At 69.4% G+C, this 15,535-nt stretch carries 16 protein-coding genes; 7 read left to right on the forward strand and 9 right to left on the reverse strand.

The annotated features are described in order from the left end of the window. Positions 1-112: 112 nt before the first annotated feature. Positions 113-1,012 carry an RNA polymerase sigma factor SigJ gene (gene sigJ, locus ACFO5K_RS24380; RefSeq protein WP_378567528.1) on the forward strand — a complete coding sequence of 300 codons (900 nt, stop codon included), beginning with the start codon at positions 113-115 and terminating at the stop codon, positions 1,010-1,012. A 46-nt stretch (positions 1,013-1,058) separates the two neighbouring features. Here sigJ and ACFO5K_RS24385 read toward each other — a convergent pair whose 3' ends face one another. Further along, complete coding sequence (locus ACFO5K_RS24385) at positions 1,059-1,274, reverse strand: hypothetical protein (protein ID WP_378567531.1); 216 nt, start codon at positions 1,272-1,274, stop codon at positions 1,059-1,061. 174 nt (positions 1,275-1,448) lie between these two features. Between ACFO5K_RS24385 and ACFO5K_RS24390 the strand changes: the two genes are divergently transcribed. After that, entirely contained in the window at positions 1,449-2,627 is a 1,179-nt protein-coding gene (locus ACFO5K_RS24390; protein WP_378567534.1) for a pyridoxal phosphate-dependent aminotransferase, read from the forward strand. 168 nt (positions 2,628-2,795) lie between these two features. Here ACFO5K_RS24390 and ACFO5K_RS24395 read toward each other — a convergent pair whose 3' ends face one another. Further along, positions 2,796-3,443, reverse strand: coding sequence for a trimeric intracellular cation channel family protein (locus tag ACFO5K_RS24395; RefSeq protein ID WP_378568309.1), 648 nt, complete (start codon positions 3,441-3,443; stop codon positions 2,796-2,798). 111 nt (positions 3,444-3,554) lie between these two features. After that, a complete protein-coding gene (locus ACFO5K_RS24400; protein ID WP_378567537.1) occupies positions 3,555-4,199 on the reverse strand; it encodes a LysE family translocator in 645 nt (214 codons plus the stop codon). Positions 4,200-4,553: 354 nt separating this feature from the next. Between ACFO5K_RS24400 and ACFO5K_RS24405 the strand changes: the two genes are divergently transcribed. Both ACFO5K_RS24405 and ACFO5K_RS24410 read left to right on the forward strand, forming a co-directional pair. Beyond that, positions 4,554-6,221, forward strand: coding sequence for a DNA repair helicase XPB (locus ACFO5K_RS24405; RefSeq protein WP_378567540.1), 1,668 nt, complete (start codon positions 4,554-4,556; stop codon positions 6,219-6,221). A gap of 111 nt (positions 6,222-6,332) precedes the next feature. Continuing rightward, the gene (locus ACFO5K_RS24410) at positions 6,333-6,998 is read left to right on the forward strand and encodes a DUF3239 domain-containing protein (RefSeq protein WP_378567543.1); all 666 of its coding nucleotides are present in this window, start codon (positions 6,333-6,335) and stop codon (positions 6,996-6,998) included. Positions 6,999-7,090: 92 nt separating this feature from the next. On the opposite strand, the gene ACFO5K_RS24415 is transcribed toward ACFO5K_RS24410, so the two are convergent. Next, entirely contained in the window at positions 7,091-7,951 is an 861-nt protein-coding gene (locus ACFO5K_RS24415) for a hypothetical protein (RefSeq protein WP_378567546.1), read from the reverse strand. A gap of 156 nt (positions 7,952-8,107) precedes the next feature. Here ACFO5K_RS24415 and ACFO5K_RS24420 point away from each other — a divergent pair, with 156 nt between their 5' ends. Next, the gene (locus ACFO5K_RS24420; protein WP_378567549.1) at positions 8,108-8,566 is read left to right on the forward strand and encodes an LppU/SCO3897 family protein; all 459 of its coding nucleotides are present in this window, start codon (positions 8,108-8,110) and stop codon (positions 8,564-8,566) included. 79 nt (positions 8,567-8,645) lie between these two features. Here the strand turns inward: ACFO5K_RS24420 and ACFO5K_RS24425 are convergent, their stop codons facing one another. Beyond that, the gene (locus ACFO5K_RS24425; RefSeq protein WP_378567552.1) at positions 8,646-10,946 is read right to left on the reverse strand and encodes a helicase-associated domain-containing protein; all 2,301 of its coding nucleotides are present in this window, start codon (positions 10,944-10,946) and stop codon (positions 8,646-8,648) included. 105 nt (positions 10,947-11,051) lie between these two features. Here ACFO5K_RS24425 and ACFO5K_RS24430 point away from each other — a divergent pair, with 105 nt between their 5' ends. Next, complete coding sequence (locus ACFO5K_RS24430; RefSeq protein WP_378567555.1) at positions 11,052-11,243, forward strand: hypothetical protein; 192 nt, start codon at positions 11,052-11,054, stop codon at positions 11,241-11,243. Positions 11,244-11,311: 68 nt separating this feature from the next. Here ACFO5K_RS24430 and ACFO5K_RS24435 read toward each other — a convergent pair whose 3' ends face one another. Together ACFO5K_RS24435 and ACFO5K_RS24440 are read right to left on the reverse strand one after the other, a co-directional pair. After that, positions 11,312-11,917 carry a transglycosylase family protein gene (locus ACFO5K_RS24435; RefSeq protein ID WP_378567558.1) on the reverse strand — a complete coding sequence of 202 codons (606 nt, stop codon included), beginning with the start codon at positions 11,915-11,917 and terminating at the stop codon, positions 11,312-11,314. A 375-nt stretch (positions 11,918-12,292) separates the two neighbouring features. Then, entirely contained in the window at positions 12,293-12,529 is a 237-nt protein-coding gene (locus ACFO5K_RS24440) for a hypothetical protein (RefSeq protein ID WP_378567560.1), read from the reverse strand. A 162-nt stretch (positions 12,530-12,691) separates the two neighbouring features. Between ACFO5K_RS24440 and ACFO5K_RS24445 the strand changes: the two genes are divergently transcribed. Then, the gene (locus tag ACFO5K_RS24445) at positions 12,692-13,114 is read left to right on the forward strand and encodes a cold-shock protein (protein WP_378568311.1); all 423 of its coding nucleotides are present in this window, start codon (positions 12,692-12,694) and stop codon (positions 13,112-13,114) included. Positions 13,115-13,184: 70 nt separating this feature from the next. Here the strand turns inward: ACFO5K_RS24445 and ACFO5K_RS24450 are convergent, their stop codons facing one another. Beyond that, positions 13,185-13,703, reverse strand: a complete 519-nt coding sequence (locus ACFO5K_RS24450) for a DUF2771 family protein (protein WP_378567563.1) — start codon at positions 13,701-13,703, stop codon at positions 13,185-13,187. Beyond that, positions 13,700-15,337 (reverse strand): MFS transporter, encoded by a 1,638-nt coding sequence (locus tag ACFO5K_RS24455; RefSeq protein ID WP_378567566.1) that lies wholly within the window; start codon positions 15,335-15,337, stop codon positions 13,700-13,702. Before ACFO5K_RS24455 ends, ACFO5K_RS24450 begins: the two co-directional genes overlap by 4 nt. Positions 15,338-15,535: the final 198 nt, after the last annotated feature.

The following is a 15,535-nucleotide window of genomic DNA, read 5'->3' on the forward strand; positions in this document are numbered from 1 at the left end:
CATCCTGACAGGCCGAGCCAGGTTTCTCCCGGCATTTTCCCAGGGCACGGCGCGGGGCCATTGCCTACCCGTGCGAGCGAGCGTATAAGCGCACTACGTAGGATCAGCGGCGATGGTTTCCCCGTTTCTCGCCGATCTGTTCGAATCGCATCGAACACACCTGCTTTCGGTCGCCTACCGGCTCACCGGAAGCGTCGGCGACGCCGAGGACGCGGTGCAGGAGAGCTGGCTGCGGATGGCGGGAGTGCACCAGTCCGAGATCGACGACCTGCGCGCGTGGCTCACCACGGTGGTCGGCCGGATCTGCCTGGATCACCTGCGCAGCGCTGCGGTGCGGCGGGAAACCTATGTGGGGCAATGGCTTCCGGAGCCGATCGTCACCGCCGCAGCACCCTCGCGTACCGCGGACCCGCTGGAGGTGGTGGTGCGCAACCAGGACAGCCGTCTGGCGGCGATGGTGGTGCTCGAGGCGCTGACCCCGCAGCAACGGGTGGCGCTGGTGCTGCACGACTCGCTGGCGGTGCCGTTCGACGAGATCGCCGAAATTCTGGGCGTCTCGGCCGAGGCCGCCCGGCAACTGGCGGTGCGGGCGCGGAAAGCGGTGGCCCGCACTCCCGTGCCGGTCGCCGATGACGTTCACGACGCGGCGGTGCGGCGTTTCCTGGCGGCCCTGGCCACCGGGGATGTCGCGGCGGTGGCGGCCACCCTGCACCCGGACGCGACCTTCGTCGCCGATGCGGGTGGAACGACCAAGACGGCACTCAATGTTGTCGCCGGTGCGGAGAAGTTCGCGCGTCTGGCGATCGGGCTGTGGCGTCGGCACGTCGAAGAGCAGTTGCTGGAGATGAGCTTCGCCGCGGTGAACGGGCAGTCGGGATTGGTACTCACCGACCCGAATTCGCCGTTCGGCCATCCGGTGCGGGTGCTCGGATTCGCGGTGCTCGATGGAAAAGTCTGGGCGGCTTACGATTTCGCCAATGCCACGAAGCTTTCGGGAGCGCGTGCGCGCTGACCCGTAATCGGACCGGACCCGCGCGATCCGGTCCGATGTCACGGGTCTAGGGGTAGGTGGACCCCCAATTGTGGTCGCCGGTCGAGGAACCGAGGTTGTGGTCACCGGTGGAAGAACCCATGTTGTTGTCCGGGGTGGCCGAACCGGTGAAGTAATCGACGATCGGCAGTGCCGACAGCTGGTCCTGGATGAACTGCAGTGCTGAACCGGCGACCTCCGACGCGGCCGGTTGCAGTATGAACTCGAGCAGAGGTGAGGCCATTGCGTGCCCCTTTCGATATACCACCACGATGTGGTGTGTGAGGTAGAACACGGCGAGGCTAGCTGAGGTTGGGCCAACGCACAATGGCGCAGGTCAAACCGGAAAAACGTTTGTGAAACATAGGTGTTCGCTATCGTTCGGCAACGTGGCGGATCAGTGCGATACGCTGCGCAGATGCCGTCCGACCCACCCACCGTCGCCCGATTGCGCCCGTTCGCCTCGACCATCTTCGCCGCGATGACCGAGCTCGCCGTGCGCCACGACGCGGTGAATCTGGGCCAGGGATTCCCCGACACCGACGGACCGGCGGGCATGCTCGAGGTGGCACGCGCCGCCATCGCCGACGGACTCAACCAGTACCCACCGGGGCGCGGAATGCCGGTGCTGCGCCAGGCGATCGCCACCGACCGCGCCCGCCGCTACGGCACCACCTACGACCCGGCCACCGAGGTACTGGTCACCGTCGGCGCCACCGAGGCGATCAGTGCCGCCGTGCTCGGACTGGTGGAGCCCGGCGAAGAAGTGGTGCTCATCGAGCCGTACTACGACTCCTACGCCGCCGCGGTCGCGCTCGCGGGGGCGCGGCGGCGCACCGCCCGGTTGGTCCCCGACGGCGACCACTTCGTGCTGGACCTGGACAGCCTGCGCGCCGCCATCACCCCGAAAACCCGCATGCTGGTGCTCAATTCACCACACAATCCCACCGGCGCCGTACTCGATCGGACCGAGCTCACCGCGATCGCCGAACTGGCCCGCGAACACGATCTGCTGGTGCTGACCGACGAGGTGTACGAGCACCTGGTCTACGACGGCGTGACGCACATCAGCATCTCCACACTGCCCGGCATGCGCGAACGCACCATAGTGGTGTCCAGCGCCGCGAAGACTTTCAATGTCACCGGCTGGAAGATCGGCTGGGCCTGCGCGCCCGCCCCACTGCTCGACGGCGTCCTCACCGCCAAGCAGTACCTGACCTTCGTCGGTGGCGGACCCTTCCAACCCGCCGTCGCCCACGCGATCAGCGACGAACTCGACTGGGTGCACGCGATGCGCGACAGCCTCGCCGACAAACGACTACGACTGTCAGCCGCCCTGCGCGACACCGGCTGCGCCGTCTCGGCCAGCCACGGCGGCTACTTCGTGTGCGCGGACGTACGCGGCTTCGGCGCCGCGGACGGGCTGCAATTCTGCCTCGACCTACCCGCCCGCCTCGGCGTCGCCGCAGTACCCGTCAGCGCTTTCGCCGACCACGCCGACGACTGGAAACACCTGGTCCGCTTCACCTTCAGCAAACGCGACGAGACCATCGACGAGGGCGTGCGGAGACTGCGCGCCGGCGCCGAGACGCACTGATCGTCGCTGCCTTCGATGCGCTGACCGCCGCACGGCTCGGCACCTGCCGGACGTACCAGAGCCCGCCCATCGCGCCGAGCGCGAACAACGATGCGAGCACCCAGGTCTCGACCCCGTTTCCGATGCGCTCGATCACGGGCACTCGTGTGCGCATCGACACGGGTGCGGTCATTCCCGGGCGTGGCGGGCCAGGGGAGCGTGCCAGCGGTAGCGGCGCGACAGCAGGCGGAAACCGACGGCGCCGGCGGCGGCGAGCAGCCCCGTCCACGCCTGGTAGAGGTCGAGATGGAGCAGGACGGCGGTCGTGGTCGCGCCGAACAGGGCCGGGATGGCGTAGAGGTCCTGGTCGGGACGCAGGACGAGGGGGACCTCGCCGCTGAGCACGTCGCGCAGCACACCGCCGCCGATCGCGGTGGTCATGCCGAGCAGGGCGGCAGTGGGGGCGCCCAGACCGGCCGCGTCGGCGATCACCGTGCCGGTCACACAGAACAGGCCGAGTCCGATGGCGTCGGCGACCTCGAGCGGGCCCTTGGTGAGCCGGGGTGAGGGCGCGATGAAGAACAGGATCAGGGCGGTGATCAGCGAAGCGGTCAAGTAGGTGAGATTGGTGAACGCGGCCGGTGGGGTGCGCCCGATCAGCAGGTCACGCACGATGCCACCACCCAGCGCCGTCGCGCATCCGAGCACCGCCATACCGAACAGGTCGAGCCGTTTGCGCGCCGCGACCAGTGCGCCTGACGCGGCGAACGAGATCACGCCGAGCATCTCACCACCGCGATGCACCATGTTCACGGCCGAATCCCACTCGGCCGCCATCGTCGCCGCGACCAGCACCTCAACGCCCACCACGCACTCCTTCTCACCGACGCAGCAAGAGCGTGACACGCCCGCTACGAACACCCAGCTCCGGGGCTGAGCGTCGACCGCTCACACGGCGACCGGTCGCGCGCGGTCGGTGGCCAGGAGCACCGCGATGGTGCCCAGGGCGGTGCCCATCAGGTAGCGCTGGGTGCGTAGCCAGCGGGGACGGGTGGCGAGGAAGCCGGCCAGTCCGGCGGCGCCGAGGATGATCAGCGCGTTGCCGGTGAGGGCGACGGTGATCTGTACCGCGCCCAGCGACAAGCTCTGCAACCACAGCGAGCCCAGGGCCGGGTCGACGAACTGTGGGATCAGCGCCATGTACATGATGGCGATCTTCGGATTGAGCAGGTTGGTGACCAAGCCCATGGTGAACAGGCGGCGAGCGGGGTCGGTCGGGAGTTCGGCGGGCGTGAACACCGAGACGCCGCCGGGGCGGATCGCCTGCCATGCCAACCAGAGCAGATATGCCGCGCCGAGCAACTTGATCGCCAGGTAGAGGCCGGGGACCACGGCGAACAGTGCGGTGATCCCGGCCGTCGCGGCCAGCAGGTACACCGCGAATCCCGCGGCGACGCCCGTGAGCGAGATCATGCCTGCTCGCCGGCCCTGCGCGACCGTCCGCGAAACCAGGTACATCATGTTCGGTCCGGGTGTGAGCACCATGCCGAGCGCGGCCGCCGCCACCCCGAGAACCGCCGTCGTCTGCAGCATGCAACGAGTCTGACCTGGTCAACGGTCGATGTCGCGGTCCAGTTGCCCTCTGCTGGACTGCCCTCGGCGACCAGGCCGTGCGCCGGGCCCGGACGCCTGGCTGCCGGACTGCGTCATCGGACCCTGTCGCCCCGGGTCCGTACAATTGAGCGGGTCACAAAAACAATGTTCAGTGGCAGTCCGCAAGTCATAACCATCCCGGCCGACCGCAACCCCGCACAGGGCGAGTCCCACGAGCCCCGTACGGGGCCGACCGCTCGACGCGCACGCGCAGCAGGCGTGCGGCTCGAGCGCTGAATCGAGGGGTTACCGGCCCCTGAACCCGTGGCTTCGGCCGCAAAGATACGGAGCACAGTGACCGACGGTCCGTTGATCGTGCAGAGCGACAAGACCCTGCTACTCGAGATCGACCACGAGTTGGCAGGCAACGCCCGCCAGGCCATCGCGCCGTTCGCGGAGCTCGAGCGCGCGCCCGAGCATGTGCACACCTACCGGATCACTCCGCTGGCGCTGTGGAACGCGCGCGCGGCAGGCCACGACGCCGAGCAGGTCGTCGACGCGCTGGTGAACTTCTCCCGCTACGCCGTGCCGCAGCCGCTGCTGGTCGACATCGTCGACACCATGGGCCGCTACGGCAGGTTGCAGCTGGTCAAGGATCCCGCGCACGGGCTGTGCCTGGTGAGCCTGGACCGCGCGGTGCTCGAAGAGGTGCTGCGGCACAAGAAGATCGCGCCCATGCTCGGCGCCCGCCTCGATGACGACACGGTGATCGTGCACCCGTCCGAGCGCGGACACATCAAGCAGATGCTGTTGAAGATCGGCTGGCCCGCCGAGGACCTGGCCGGTTACGTCGACGGTGAGGCGCACGACATCGGCCTGGACTATTCCGAGGGCAAGTGGCACCTGCGCGACTACCAGGAGATGGCCGCCGACTCGTTCTGGGCGGGCGGTTCGGGCGTGGTGGTGCTGCCGTGTGGTGCGGGCAAGACGATGGTCGGTGCGGCGGCGATGGCCAAGGCCAAGGCCACCACGTTGATCCTGGTCACCAATACCGTGGCGGGCAGGCAGTGGCGGCGTGAGCTGCTGGCGCGCACCACGCTCACCGAGGAGGAGATCGGCGAGTACTCCGGTGAGCGCAAGGAGGTGCGTCCGGTGACCATCGCCACCTATCAGGTGATCACCCGCAAATCCAAGGGCGAGTACAAGCATCTCGAGCTGTTCGACAGCCGCGACTGGGGCCTGGTGATCTACGACGAGGTGCACCTGCTGCCCGCACCGGTGTTCCGGATGACCGCCGATCTGCAGTCGCGCCGCCGGCTGGGTCTCACCGCCACGCTGGTGCGTGAGGACGGGCGTGAGGGCGATGTGTTCTCGCTGATCGGCCCGAAGCGCTACGACGCGCCGTGGAAGGACATCGAGGCGCAGGGCTGGATCGCGCCGGCGGATTGTGTGGAGGTGCGGGTGACGCTCACCGACGCCGAGCGCATGGCCTACGCCACCGCCGAACCGGAGGAGCGCTACAAGCTGTGCTCCACCGCGCGTACCAAGATCCCGGTGGTGGAGTCCATTCTGGCCAGGCACAAGGGCGCCCCGACCCTGGTGATCGGCGCGTATCTGGATCAGCTCGAGGAACTGGGCATCGACCTGAACGCCCCGGTGATCACCGGGGCCACCAAGAACCGCGAGCGTGAGGCCCTGTTCGACGCGTTCCGTTCCGGTGAGATCCCGGTGCTGGTGGTGAGCAAGGTGGCCAACTTTTCCATCGACCTGCCGGAAGCGTCGGTGGCGGTGCAGGTTTCGGGCACTTTCGGTTCCCGTCAGGAGGAGGCGCAGCGGCTCGGGCGGTTGCTGCGGCCGAAACAGGATGGGGGACAGGCGCATTTCTACTCGGTGGTGGCTCGCGACACGCTCGATGCCGAATACGCGGCGCATCGGCAGCGTTTCCTGGCCGAACAGGGGTACGCGTACCGCATCACCGATGCCGACGATCTGCTCGGCCCGGCGATCGGGGAGGACGCTTGAGCGGCGTGTAGCGCTGTTCGGCCGGTCGCGAGCGGGTACCGTGCGAATGAGCGAGCCTCTCGGCCGATAAGTGGAGGCAACTCCTCCGCAACTTGTGCTAGGAAGGAAAGCGTGCGCCACTTCGAATTCGTGGTCGACCGTGAGCACGCTCACGCGGTCAACGAAACGTTCACCGGGTTACGCAGGATGCGCGTGGTCGCGCTGCTGGCCGCCGGGCTCGCGGTCGCGGCCACGGCCGCCCTGCTGTGGAGCGGGCAGGCGTGGGGGTATCTCCTCGCGATCGTCTGTGTGCTCGCCGCGGCCATCGCGCTGTGGGTCGCGCTGTGGACCCCGCACCGTTCCAGTATCGAAAAGCTCTACAACGACGGAGCTTTGGTGCCGGCCGTGATCTGCGCGGCCGAACCGTCGGGCATCGTCCTGCTGGCGCTGGTCGACATCGCCGAACCCGCTGCGGCCGAACGCAGCTGGGCACTGATCACCCGAAAGGTGCGCGCCCTGCCCGGCCACGACCCGATGCCCGGCGAACGCGTGCCCGCCGTCGCGGTGCGCACCGACCGCGCACCACGCCAGGTCGGGGAACGCTGGCAGCTGGTCACCGCCATGCCGATCGCCTGGGGAACCCGCGACAGCGAGGTGATCGACCAGGCCCGCGGCACCATCACCGAAACCGAATGGCGGCTACTCGCCGACAATTTGGCGCTGGCGCCCCGGGTGGTGCGCACGGCAACGAAGCGACTCATGCTGGACCCGCAGCATCTCCCACCCGACCTGCGTTGACCGCCGACCGGTCCGCCCGATCCACGCCCTCCGCCGCACGCTCCCGTCGAGGAGCCGTTATCAGTCGACGTGCCCGTCCTGCGGCCGAGCGCTCACTTTTCGTCCAGGCGTGCTCGTGCTCGGTCCACCCAACGCTGCATGCGGTCGAATTGGCTGCGCGCGGAGGCCAACTCACCACGCGCTCGATGCTCGGCGGTTCGGGCGAAGTGTCGTTGCTGCTCGGCGTGTTCGAGTTCGGCGCGCAGTTCGGCGATGCGTGCTTCGGTCTGCTCGAGGTCGGACTTGGCCTGCGCCGCGGCGGTTTCGGCTTCCTCGCGGTCGGTGCGAGCGGCCTGTAGACCGGATTCGGCGTCGTCGAGTTCCTGCTGTGCTTCGGCGCGACGCGCGGCCTCGGTGTCCTCGGCGGAGGGTTTCGGCCGACGGGTACTCGCCCTTTCGGTCGGCGCGCTGGTCTTTCCGCCGGTGATCGCGACGAGACCGGCCGGACCGAAACCGTCGTAGGTGACGGTGGCGGGCAGGATCCCAGCGCGCACCTGATCGGCGACGTCCGGATCGGCGAGGGCGGCGGTGAGAGTCTGGCCCACTTCGCGCAGCACCTGTTCACTCGCCGGGCGGTCGTGTTCGGCGGCCAGTTCGCCCGCCCGCTTGGTCATCGCGTTCACCACCTGCTGACGTTGCGTTCCCAGCGCCCGCAGCTTGTCGCCGGAGAGCTGACGCTGCGCCGATCGCAAGGCATCGCCGAGGTCGAGCAGCGCGGCCATCTCCTTCGGCGCGTGGCGGGCCAGCAGGTTCACCGTCCACGCCGCGATCGTCGGTTTACGCAGGGCGGTGATGGCCTTGGCCAGGGCACGGTCACCGTCGGCGCGGGCCTGGGCGGCCCGTTCGGTGCGCGTCGACACGAATTCGCCGGGGTCGAGCCCGTACAGCTCGCCCGCCACCTCGTCGATGCTCATCTCGCCGATGGTAGCCAGCCGCCGAGGTGGCCGAGCGCGGTCGGCCGCCGCTGGGTATCGTCACCGGCGGTCATGTTCGGCTGAAGCGTTCGGTGAGTGAGGTTTTCAGTGTTTTTCCCAGGAAAGCGGCTGCTGGTACGGCTCGTGTTCGCGCCAATGGCGACAGTCGCGCTGGTCGGGGCGGTCGCAGCCTGCTCCGGTGCGAGTGAATCGTCCGACGCCGTCGCGGTGGGCTCGTGCGTCGAGGTCACCGACAATTCGGCCGACGCGATGCAGGCCGCGGTCGGCGACTGCTCATCTGCCCAGGCCGGTTACCGGATCGCGCAGGTCGGGACGGCGCCGCTGGAATGCGAACCGGCGAACGCGGCCTTCGCCGGCACGGTCGACGGCACCGAGACCGGGCTGTGCCTGGTTCCCAATTTCGCCGAGGGCAACTGCTACGCCGACGCGGGCACGCGGCCGGCCGAAGCGGTGGATTGCGGCGCCACCGAGGCCACGTTCAAGGTCGTGAAGCGGATCGACGGCGAAACCGACGAACTGCTGTGCGACGCCGACGCCTCCACGTTCCGCACCGTGCCCGACCCGAAGACCACGTTCTGCCTGGCCAAGCCCTAGGTCGGTCCCGGCTTTCCGGCACGGCAGTCGACTCGATGCGACATGCCGGTCGGCTGTGCTCCGGCCGCAGCCCGTCGCCTCAGTCGAGCAGGGCGACCGACGCGATGCGATGCAGGGTGAAGTGCCGGGTGGCGCCGGTGACCGAGTCGACGGCGTCGAGCTGGCCGTTGCCCACCCGCAGCGGTTCCACCACGCGCTGGCTCGCCACGCCTTGGGCATCCACATAGCCGATGTTCACCGGCCTGCCCACCCGGGCGGCCAGCTGCAGCAGCGCCAGTGTCGCCGCCGTGCCGGTGCGGGTGCCGTCGGAGCGCACGGACTGCCCGGTCCGTGCGCCCGCCGCCCGTTCGCCCGCGCGCAGTTCGGTGACCAGCTGGGCCAGTTGCTCGTCGCTGGGCGGACTCGGGCGGTACGGCTTGCGCGCCAGTGGGCGCACGGCGATGCGCGCGCCACGGGGACGTAGGTCCACGATGGCGCCACCGGAGTCCTCGCCCGCGGGCGCGAAACCGGCGGCGCGGAGTCGTTCGAGCATTTCGCCGAGCGGGGCGAGGGCGATCGCCACCGTGGGCGCGATGGCGCGCAGGGCCAGGGTTTCGGCGACGGGGGCGGCCAGCACCTGGGCGAGCAGCGCGGGATCGTCGCTGCGCAGGAACGACTGGGCCATACCGGCTCGCAGTTGACCGTGCCGCCGTGCGACATCGTCGATGAGATAGGTCAACGACTGCGGCACGGGCGTACGGGAGTGGTTGGTGAACAGCGCGTGCAGTTCGGCGGCGGTGAGCCCGGCGTCGAGCGCGCGGCGCACCGACGCGTCGCTCACCCGGTAGACCGTGGCCGCACCGGCGGACTCCACATCGGCCACCAGGGCGATCCGGCTGCCCAGTTCGGGCACCAGGGGGCCGGGCGCGATCACCGTGAGGTCGGCCTGCACCAGCACGTGGTCGACGGGTTTCGGCAGCGCCGTGGCCATTTCGGATTCGGCGTCGGCGACGCTGCTCGGGGTGGCGTGCAGCAGTGCGCGCGCCGCGGAGTCCAGGGCCCCGCGCCCGAGCAGCCCGAGCGTCGCGGCTTCGGCGAGTGTGGCGGTGACGGCGTCGAGACGGAAATGCCGGCGCCGGCGCGGCATCCGCCAGGCCAGCAGCTTCCCGATGTCGCCGGCGCTCAGGGCGGTCCCGCTGGGATATTCGGCGAGCAACCCGAGGATGGCCTGCCGGTCGCGCACCGCGTGTGGGACGCGCAGTTCGGCCGACAGCGCCGCGATCGGTTTGTCGGCCGCGTCGCGCAGGCCGATCATCCACGGCATCCGGTCCAGCTCGAGCCAGGTCTGGGCGAGCAGGACCCAGCGCGCGGCCGGTGGGGTGTCGAGCCAGGCGTCGGCGGCGGGGGTGGGCGCCCAGAAGTCGTCGGTGGACTCGAGGTCCGGGGCGGGTTCGGGCAAACCCTTCTCGACCAGTTTCGCCGCGGCCAGCAGTTCGAGCAGCAACCCGGTGCGCTGTTCTTCGATTCCGGTCTGCTTGGCGAGCCTGCGTAGCTCGCGCACCCCCAGTCCGCCCGCGCGCAAGGCGGGTGCGGGAAGTTTGCCGAGCGCGTCGAGCAGGTCGGCGCAATCGCGCAGCAGCTCACCGACCTCGCCCGCACCGACCGCGTTCACCTCGGTCGGTGCCTGCTTGGTCAGCGCGGGCTTCGGCGGGGCGAGCGCGTGCGGGTCGGTGACGGGTTCGCCGCGCAGCACCTGCCCCACGGTCACCGGCAGTTCGACGGTCTCGTCATCGATGCGCTGCAGCAGCCGCGCCGCCAGCAGCTTCGGCACCGGACGGTCGGCGGCCGCGCCGGGTGCGGCGTCCCTGGTGCGGCCACGAGGACCCGTGGCGGCCAGTTTGTCGAGCAGGCCCTGTTCGGCCGGACCGAGCCGGGCCAGTGCGGTGCGCACCTCCGGTTCGGTGAGCGCGTCGGGCAGCGTCGTGGTGGCACCCAGCGGCCAGGGCAGGGCTTCGACGGCGCTGGGTGCCAGGTGCAGGCCGTCACCGGCCTGCCAGACCAGGGCGCGGTCGAGCAGCCGGGTCAGCGCGGCGGTGAACGCGGTCTTGGTGACGCGGTCCTTCAACTGCGCGTGCAGGGTGGTGCGGGTCAGTGGGGTGAGTTCGGCGCCGATGGTGCGCGCGTCGTCATCGGCCGCCAGCGCCTCGATGATCGCGAATTCCAGGGTGTCCAGATCGTCGGCGGTACGCAGCACCGAGGCGCGCTGCTGGGCGCGCACCGCGAGCACCGACATCGAGGCGGGCAGCGGCACCGCCAGATCGGGCCGCAACCGCAGCAGTTTCACCAGTTGGGCATCGGTGCGCGCACCGAGCCAATCGGTGAGGGAGTCCGTCGCGATCATCCGATCCAGCCTACCGTTCCGGCGGCCCCTGTCCGGACCGGTCAAGGGCATGAACCCGCGGCGCCAGCCGCTGTCGGGGACCACTCGGTATGCCAGAATGAGCCCGTGGTGAACAAATCGAAGAAACCCTATGTCGACAACGGCTGGCCCCAGGTGGCCGAAGGCGAGCACGCCGTCACCGAGTTGTCGGCTACGCGCGCCGGTAACCTCTCACCCTACGGTGAGGACACCGAGTTTCCCGTCCCGGCAGCGACGCTGCCGTACGTGCATCCCCAGACCACCATCAACCGGGTGTAACACGGACGGGAAAGACAAGAGCCCGCATCCTCGAAGAGGATGCGGGCTCTTGTTGTCTGCGGAGGCGATCAGGAGGGCAGCAGGCCCTTGTTCGCCTCGAAGAAGTCGATCACGGCGGGGTCGAGCTGCGAACCCTTGGAGCTGTTGAGGAAGTCGAGCGCCTGCTGCGGCACGGCGACGCCCTGCTCCTGCACGACGGCCAGCGCACGGTCGACGGCCTGGAAGACTTCCTGGCTCGGGTCGGCCTGCACCTGCGGGACCTCGGGGACCCAGCTCGGGGTCGAGGGCACGGTGCGCTCGGTGGGACCGCTGCTCAGGCCCAGCTGGGCCGAGCAAGAGGGCCAGGCGCCCCAGCCCTGGGAGGCGAGAACTTTTTCGGCGACCGCGATCTGCTCTTCGCGGCTGGCCTGGTGGGCGGAGGCGGCGTACTGACCGCCGCCGTGTGCGTTCCAGGTGGAGGGCGAGAACTGCAGCCCACCCTGGTAACCGTTGCCGGTGTTGATGCCCCAGTTGCCGCCGGCTTCACACTGTGCGAGGCGATCCCAGTCGGAGTCGGGGGCCGCGCTGGCGTTTCCGGCGAGGGCTGCGGCTGCGGTGCCGAAGATCGCGCCGGTGACGGCGACCTTGGCAGCTGCGCGCCCGGTGGAAGTCGGCTTGCGGTGGCGTCCACTCATATCGGGTTTCTTCCTCTCGTTCGCACCTGCATGTGGTCCGGACTGAGAGGTCTCCCGGTCCGCCCTCACCCCTCGTTTCCAATCGGGGTCCGGTACCCGCGGGGTGAGGTTCGGTGCGGCGGGCCGGTGGTTCCGGGGGCTTGCCCCGGCTGAGAGAAACGGTACGACGCTCAGCGGGGAAAGTCACTATTTGGTAACCGGCGTGTACGGGTGGGTCTCGGGGTGGTCTCGGGGTTGTCCCGGAGGCGTCCGCGCAGGTAGTTGCCGCGTCAGGTGTGCGCGACGGTTGCAAGCTCACTTCGTGATCATGCCGTTATGTGATGAAGGTCACATAGAAGTCTGGGTATCGAACCGGCGGGGTAACCGGTTGACGCGTCAACGCGCGCGCCGCCCCGACCACAGCGCGAACACGATCGCGAGCAGGAAACCCACTGGTGCGAGCATCGCCAGCAGGTACAGCCACAGCCCGGGCGCTTCGTCGGACACGACCGACGTCACGAAAATGGCGATCACCGCCAGAATCCCGATCCCGAACAGCACGCCGGCCACCGGCAGCAGACGATCACCGGTACGACGCGGGCCGCGCGCGGGCGGCTGAGGTGAATTGGTCACCGGTGCACCGTAAAACTGATGTGCTCGGGTTATAACCACCGGGGTAGACTCTGAGCACATCGCGTCCTACCTAGCTGTGGGGCGCGTTCTTTTCGCGACAAGCAGCAATGAGTAACCCGGGCCACAAGGGTTCGGGTGTCGAATGATGAACGGGTGAGCGCAGTGCCGACCGGCCGGGTGAAGTGGTACGACGTCGAAAAGGGCTTCGGCTTCCTTTCCCAAGACGAGGGCGAGGACGTCTATGTCCGATCTTCCGCGCTGCCCGAGGGTGTCGAGGGTCTCAAACCCGGCCAGCGGGTCGAGTTCGGGATGGCCGCCGGCCGCCGCGGTCCGCAGGCGCTGAGCCTCAAGCTGCTCGAGGCGCCGCCGAGCGTCGCCCGCGGTGAACGGGGCCTGCAGCCCGCGCGCAAGGACGCCGGGCCACGCAAGTCGCCCGATGAGCTGCACGGGCTCGTCGAGGACATGATCACGCTGCTCGAGACGAAGGTGCAGCCCGACCTGCGCCGGGGCAAGTACCCGGATCGCAAGATGTCGCAGCGCATCTCCGAGGTCGTGCGCGCAGTGGCCCGCGAACTGGATCACTGACCCACTCCGCAGCGCACACCGGCCCCGAACGCGATGGCGTTCGGGGCCGGTGTCGTCTCCGGACCGGGCGTCAGGGGCGCGGTGTGCCGACCCGCCACAGGCCGTGCACATCGAAGACCTCTTCGCCGGTGCTCGGATCGGTGTACACGATCGGCAACCGCACCTCGAACCCCGCGAGCCGCAGGTCGGGCTCGGGCTGGGTCTGCAGGCTCAGCGACGGCACGTCCTCGGGGTAGTCGATGAAGCTCAGGATCCGCTCGATCTGCTCACCGTTGGGCCGCTCGAAGACCTGCACCACGATCCACGGCGCCTCGGCCACCGACTTCGGGAACGCCACCTGGACCGGCAGGCCCGACGGCACCGGCAGGTAGTAGGTCGACTCGTCGTTGACGCACTCGCCGGTGGACAGCTCGCAGTACCCGTACGGCTCGACGGTGACGGTGTTGCCCCAGGCGTACACGGTGAGCTCGGGGTAGCGCTCGGGCGCCTTGGACACCGCGTAGGCCACCACTCCGGCTGTCACCGCGACGACGGCGAACAGGCCTACCGCGACCAGCGCGAGGATCGTGCGAACGTTGAGCTTGCTCACCAGTGGGGGTCTCCTGTCCCGCGCGGAACCGGACCGGGGCCGACCCGATCCGGATGAACATTGGGCACTTCCTGCTCGGCGTGCTGGGGACGGTTACCGCCCAGCCCCGGCAGCAGCGAGTGCCCGGTGTAGCTGACGAAGGTCTGTACGAGCCCCGCCACCAGGATCACGCTGATCACCGCGAAACCCTTCCAGTACTCGATCGGCAGCAACACACCGGCCGCCCCACCGATCACCCAGCTCAGCTGCAGCACCGTCTCCGACCTGCCGAAACCCGAAGCGATCGACTCCGGGGGCAGGTCGTCCTGGATCGCGGCGTCCAGCGACACCTTCGCCAGCGCGCTGGCCGCCGAGGCCACCAGTGCGGCGAACGCGGCACCGAACAGGTTCCCGGTGAACAACGCGAACAGCGCCACCACCGCGCACGCGGCGGTACACCCGACCACCACCAGCGACGGCCGGCCCAACCGCAGCCGTGCCCCGGTCGCGTTGCCACCGAAGTTGCCGAACGCGGCCGCCGCGCCGACCAACCCGAGCATGGCCGCCTGCTCGGTGGGACTGCCACCCGAACCCTTGGCGACGAAGGCGATGTAGAAGGTCAGGAACCCGGTGAGCACGCGAATGGACCCGTTGCCCCACAACCCCGTCACCACGGCTCGGCCCAGCGGCTGCCGTCGTTTACGGGCCGGCACCGTGGACTCCTGGCCTGGTTCGAGCACCTCGGTGTGCGCGTCGGGGCCGTGATAGGTCAGTGTCGCGGGCACCTCGCCCTCGGTGACCTCCACCCACGACGGAATGCGCCAGCTCAGATAGGCGCCCGTGATCGCGATGCCGACGGCGAACACCAGCGCCCCGGTGGACCCGGCGATCAACGCGGCCAACGCGGCCAGCGCACCGGCCCCGATCGTGCCACCGACCAGGCCGAACACGGTCAACCGCGAGTTGGTGCGGACCAGGTCGATCTCCGGTGGCAGTACCCGAGGCGTGACGGCGCTCTTGAGCACCGCGAACGATTTCGAGCCCACCATCATGCACAGGGCCAGCGGATACAGGCCCCAGGTGTCGATGTTGAAGATCAGCAGCACCGCGAAACCGGCGCGCAGCCCGAACGTGGTGGCCAGCGCCAGCCTGCGCCCGCGCTGCAACCGGTCGAGCAGCGGCCCGATCAGCGGCGCGATCACCGCGAACGGGGCGATGGTGATCAGCAGGTACAGCGCCACCTTGGTCTTGGACTCGGCGGTGGCGCTGGCGAAGAACAGGGTGTTGGCGAGGGCGACGGCGATCGCGGCGTCGAGCGCGAAGTTGGCCATCGTGGCGTAGGTGAGCGCGGTCAGGCCGGACTGATCGGCGCCGTCGGCCTTGGCCGCGCGCTGGAAGGTGGCGAAACCACGTTCGGTGAGTTCGCGACTGCGCATCGCGGCGACTCGGGTGACGGTGAGCTTGCGCGGCACCCGCTGCGCGCCGGGCTCGTCACCGGGCTCGTCGGCGCGGGGGAGCTCGCGGGTGGGCGTGGGGCCGGGGTCGAGCTCGTCGTCCGGGTGCGGTCGTTTCGCCTGCCACGCACCGGGGTCGAATTCGTCGTCCGGGCGCGCTCGTTTCGCCTGTGCCGCCCCCGGACCCGGACCGTGCGGCACGGTCCGAGCGCGGTCACGCGGCTGCGAGGCGGCGCCGCCCTGCCAGGGTGAGCTGCCTTGCTGGGGTGAGCCGCCCTGCCGAGGTGAGCTGCCTTGCCGACGCGAGGTGTTGTGCTGCTGGGTCGGGTCATCCGTCGGAGATCGGCGGCGCCGCGGGACCGAGCCGTCCGGCCGGCCCGAGCTGCCTTGCTGGGGCGG

This window comes from Nocardia halotolerans (assembly GCF_042650145.1).
GTDB lineage: Bacteria > Actinomycetota > Actinomycetes > Mycobacteriales > Mycobacteriaceae > Nocardia > Nocardia halotolerans.

Coding starts and splice junctions, on each gene's coding strand:
- sigJ (WP_378567528.1), top strand. CDS start 113: ATGGTTTCCCCGTTTCTCGCCGATCTGTTCGAATCGCATCGAACACAC.
- ACFO5K_RS24385 (WP_378567531.1), bottom strand. CDS start 1,274: ATGGCCTCACCTCTGCTCGAGTTCATACTGCAACCGGCCGCGTCGGAG.
- ACFO5K_RS24390 (WP_378567534.1), top strand. CDS start 1,449: ATGCCGTCCGACCCACCCACCGTCGCCCGATTGCGCCCGTTCGCCTCG.
- ACFO5K_RS24395 (WP_378568309.1), bottom strand. CDS start 3,443: ATGGCGGCCGAGTGGGATTCGGCCGTGAACATGGTGCATCGCGGTGGT.
- ACFO5K_RS24400 (WP_378567537.1), bottom strand. CDS start 4,199: ATGCTGCAGACGACGGCGGTTCTCGGGGTGGCGGCGGCCGCGCTCGGC.
- ACFO5K_RS24415 (WP_378567546.1), bottom strand. CDS start 7,951: ATGAGCATCGACGAGGTGGCGGGCGAGCTGTACGGGCTCGACCCCGGC.
- ACFO5K_RS24420 (WP_378567549.1), top strand. CDS start 8,108: ATGGCGACAGTCGCGCTGGTCGGGGCGGTCGCAGCCTGCTCCGGTGCG.
- ACFO5K_RS24425 (WP_378567552.1), bottom strand. CDS start 10,946: ATGATCGCGACGGACTCCCTCACCGATTGGCTCGGTGCGCGCACCGAT.
- ACFO5K_RS24435 (WP_378567558.1), bottom strand. CDS start 11,917: ATGAGTGGACGCCACCGCAAGCCGACTTCCACCGGGCGCGCAGCTGCC.